The sequence below is a fragment of the Ruminococcus sp. genome (assembly GCF_045129435.1).
GTDB lineage: Bacteria > Bacillota > Clostridia > Oscillospirales > Acutalibacteraceae > Ruminococcoides.
In genome coordinates this window covers 1-3,227 of record NZ_JBGVJL010000025.1, presented here as the reverse complement: position 1 = coordinate 3,227, position 3,227 = coordinate 1, and the positions used below count along the sequence as shown (strand labels likewise).

At 33.8% G+C, this 3,227-nt stretch carries 4 protein-coding genes; all 4 read left to right on the top strand.

What is annotated here, in order from left to right; translation table 11 throughout:
- The first annotated feature begins 497 nt into the window (after nucleotides 1-497).
- The 4 genes from nrdR (at nucleotide 498) to ACJMMI_RS01055 (ending at nucleotide 3,025) form a co-directional block, all read left to right on the top strand.
- Entirely contained in the window at nucleotides 498-956 is a 459-nt protein-coding gene (gene nrdR / locus ACJMMI_RS01070; protein WP_405352709.1) for a transcriptional regulator NrdR, read from the top strand.
- Between the two features lie 85 nt (nucleotides 957-1,041).
- Nucleotides 1,042-1,422 carry a DUF3232 domain-containing protein gene (locus ACJMMI_RS01065; protein ID WP_405352708.1) on the top strand — a complete coding sequence of 127 codons (381 nt, stop codon included), beginning with the start codon at nucleotides 1,042-1,044 and terminating at the stop codon, nucleotides 1,420-1,422.
- Between the two features lie 32 nt (nucleotides 1,423-1,454).
- The gene (locus ACJMMI_RS01060) at nucleotides 1,455-2,261 is read left to right on the top strand and encodes a hypothetical protein (RefSeq protein ID WP_405352706.1); all 807 of its coding nucleotides are present in this window, start codon (nucleotides 1,455-1,457) and stop codon (nucleotides 2,259-2,261) included.
- 275 nt (nucleotides 2,262-2,536) lie between these two features.
- Nucleotides 2,537-3,025, top strand: a complete 489-nt coding sequence (locus ACJMMI_RS01055) for a CarD family transcriptional regulator (protein WP_405352704.1) — start codon at nucleotides 2,537-2,539, stop codon at nucleotides 3,023-3,025.
- The last annotated feature ends 202 nt before the right edge of the window (nucleotides 3,026-3,227 follow it).

The following is a 3,227-nucleotide window of genomic DNA, read 5'->3' as shown; positions in this document are numbered from 1 at the left end:
TCCGTTTCTGGTTTCTAAGCAATTCTATTTTAACGGATTTTAGACAAATATGCTCTACTTTTTTTAAAATTATTTTTGTAGGCTCTATTTGTTACCCCAACATTTATTATAGAGCCTAAATAATAAAGAAGAATGGCTTTTTGTGTTGCTGTCGCATTATAAGGCTTTCGCTGTTGTGTTCAAGCCGCCAAACAGCATGCTGTTTGGCTATCGGAAATTTGCGTAAGAGAAAAGTATTTGTGGGCTTGCCCACACCCACAACCTTTGAAAAAGGTTGAACAAATTTTTATGTCCGAGTATAAAGTCTGCAATAAGTCAAGCAAAAATTTCCCGACCGTTGCTAAAACATAATTTATCAATATTACCCCAACATTTAAAGCAGAACCTTATAATTTACTGATAATGTAATAAATTTGTAAATAAATATTGCTTGCCTTGAATTTTTTTGTATGTTATAATGATTTTATAATAAATTTGTAGTATAAGGGAGTTTTATTATGAAATGCCCATATTGTTCATATGAGGAAAGCAAGGTTGTTGATTCACGCTCTGCCGATGACGGTGAGAGAATCCGCAGAAGAAGAGAATGTTTAAAATGCGGAAAGCGTTTTACTACATACGAAATAATTGAGAATATTCCGCTTTATGTTGTAAAGCGTGACAAGTCAAGAGAAGTATTTGACAGAAATAAGCTTACAGCAGGTATTCTTCGTGCGTGTGAAAAGCGTCCTGTGTCTGTTGAACAGGTTGAAGAAATGGTAGCCGATATTGAGCTTACCGCACAAAACGGATTTGAACGAGAAATCACAACCGAGCAGATTGGTGAACTGGTTATGGAGCGATTAAAAAAGGTTGACGAGGTTTCATATGTTCGCTTTGCGTCCGTTTATCGTCAATTTAAGGACATCAATACATTTATGGAGGAGCTTAATAAGCTTTTAACCGAAAAGAAATAATTTTGGCTGCACCCGTTATTATGTAACGGGTGTTTGTGTTTTTAAGTATAATGGTGCAGACGAAAGAGAAAGAGGAGATATAATTATGTTTAATGAAGATTCTATAAATGCACTTATAAAGATTTATAAAAATGATGAAAAGTATTTAAGCAGGATAGAGAAATGTCTTATTTCTTTTGAAGAATATCACAATCAAATTTTTACCCTTGAATTATGGATAAAGCTTTATTCTGATTCATATATGGATAAAAATGAGTACGCAAAGAAAAGTGCTGAGCTTGATAAAATTCGCACAACATACCATAACGCAATACTTGGAAATGTTGCTATGCTTAATAAGCTTGCGGAAATTAATAATCTCTCAGCGGTTTATGACGGCGTTGTTTCAAAAGAAAGACCATACAGGCGTGAGGTTGCTGATGCTGTACTTGAATATGTAGAAAATATTATAAAGAATAGGTGTTAAAATCGGTTTTATTTAAATTAGGAGGTGGAACAATGATAATAAAAATCGGTAACTTTGATTGTACAGAATGTTGGGACGGAGTATTTTACAAAAAATTATCTGCTTATCCTAATATTACAGACTGGGAAATTCAGACTATTCTTGATTTTATTGCTTATGAGGAAAAATACGGCAGAAATTGTGAGATTGAGGCTGACAATAAGATTATTAATTTTATTGAAGAATTTAAGAAAACATCTGCTGAAAAGCCAAGAATCGGCGTACCAAATAAAATTACAGAGTGTACTGCTTGCCCGACTTATAAAGGCTGTATGACTGATTTTGTGTGTCATACTTCTCCAATTGAAAATGCAATTAAAATACTTGATTGCGGTTCGTTGTTATCACCCGTAAAAGCAAGAAAAATATCTGCAAAAGAGCTTGCCGCAGAAAGTCGAAATGCCGCACACGATCCGGAGGATTATTTTGAGTACATAATGTTTGCGTGGGGTAATTGTCAGGCAGGAGACAGACTTGTTATGGAGAGAAAATTAAAAAGATTTCCGGATGAAAAAGATTTGAGTGTAGATTTTACTCCCGGAGTAAGATTTTTCTTTAAATATGATGAGATTATTAAGCATCCAAACGCTGTATTTGAGGGAGTATTGCCTTTAAAAATTAAGGACGAAGTTGTGCTAAAAGATTGGATACATTCAATTATTATTCCAATTAAAGAGAAAAATATTGTTAAAAAGCATATTTCTGATGTACTTAAAGATAAGGTACATTACCTTGAAAACGATTGTAAGGATATTTGGGAATGGTCTGAAAAGGTGTATGAATATATAAAAAGAATTTAAAATAATTAGGAGTAATAGGCAATATCCGATTTTTTCAAGAATTATTAGCATTTTTTACCAGTAAATTTATAACATTGTTAGCTATATTGCCTATGTCATATTTTAGCAAAATATGGTATAATATTATATGTAAGAAATATAATAAGCCAAAATATATTTTCTGCATTGTCAGGCATTGTATTATGCAATTACTACGAATGAGAAAGAACGAATAGGAGAGAGAAGTATGATTTATCGAAATGACGCTTACAAATCTGTACTTGGAGGTGCAGAAAATGTTTGAGGTATCTGATATTGTGGCATATGGCGTAAATGGTGTGTGTACTGTAACAGACATTACTACTAAAAGAATTGACAAAGTGAATGTTGAGTACTATGTTTTAAGTCCTAAGGCTGCTGTTACAGCTAAGGTGTTAGTGCCAACACATAATGAAAAGCTTGTCGGCAAAATGCGTGCGGTACTTACGAAGGATGAGGTTACAGAGTTTCTTGATAATATTCCGAAAGACAAGCCTGAGTGGATTTCAAATAAAAATATCAGATTTGAAACCTTTAAAACAATTATTTCAGAGGGTAAAACTGATGAATTGTTAAAGCTTATCAGAACTTTACGACTTCACGAAAGATACCAGTTCAGAAGAGGCAAAAGATTACATATGGCTGACGAGCGTTTCTTAAAGGAAGCGGAAAAAATGGTACTCGGTGAGTTTGCCTATGTGCTTGATACTACTACCGACGATGTACTTAATCAAATTTTAAACTGAGTAAAATTACACCTTTCATCTGTTTTTATGATGAAAGGTGTTTTTGCTCTTTTTCAATAGTTGGGGTGAATTGTGGTTTAGCAGAAAGCTTAGGATAATTAACATAAAATTTAGGTCGAGCCTTTTTAAAGGCTCGTGGGTTTGGGCAACGCCCAAGAACAGTTGTTTTCATTGCAATTTGCAAGGCACAAACAGCGTCGCT

Excerpts from the sequence above, each read along its gene's own strand:
- nrdR (WP_405352709.1), top strand. The coding sequence starts at position 498 with ATGAAATGCCCATATTGTTCATATGAGGAAAGCAAGGTTGTTGATTCA.
- ACJMMI_RS01065 (WP_405352708.1), top strand. The coding sequence starts at position 1,042 with ATGTTTAATGAAGATTCTATAAATGCACTTATAAAGATTTATAAAAAT.
- ACJMMI_RS01060 (WP_405352706.1), top strand. The coding sequence starts at position 1,455 with ATGATAATAAAAATCGGTAACTTTGATTGTACAGAATGTTGGGACGGA.
- ACJMMI_RS01055 (WP_405352704.1), top strand. The coding sequence starts at position 2,537 with ATGTTTGAGGTATCTGATATTGTGGCATATGGCGTAAATGGTGTGTGT.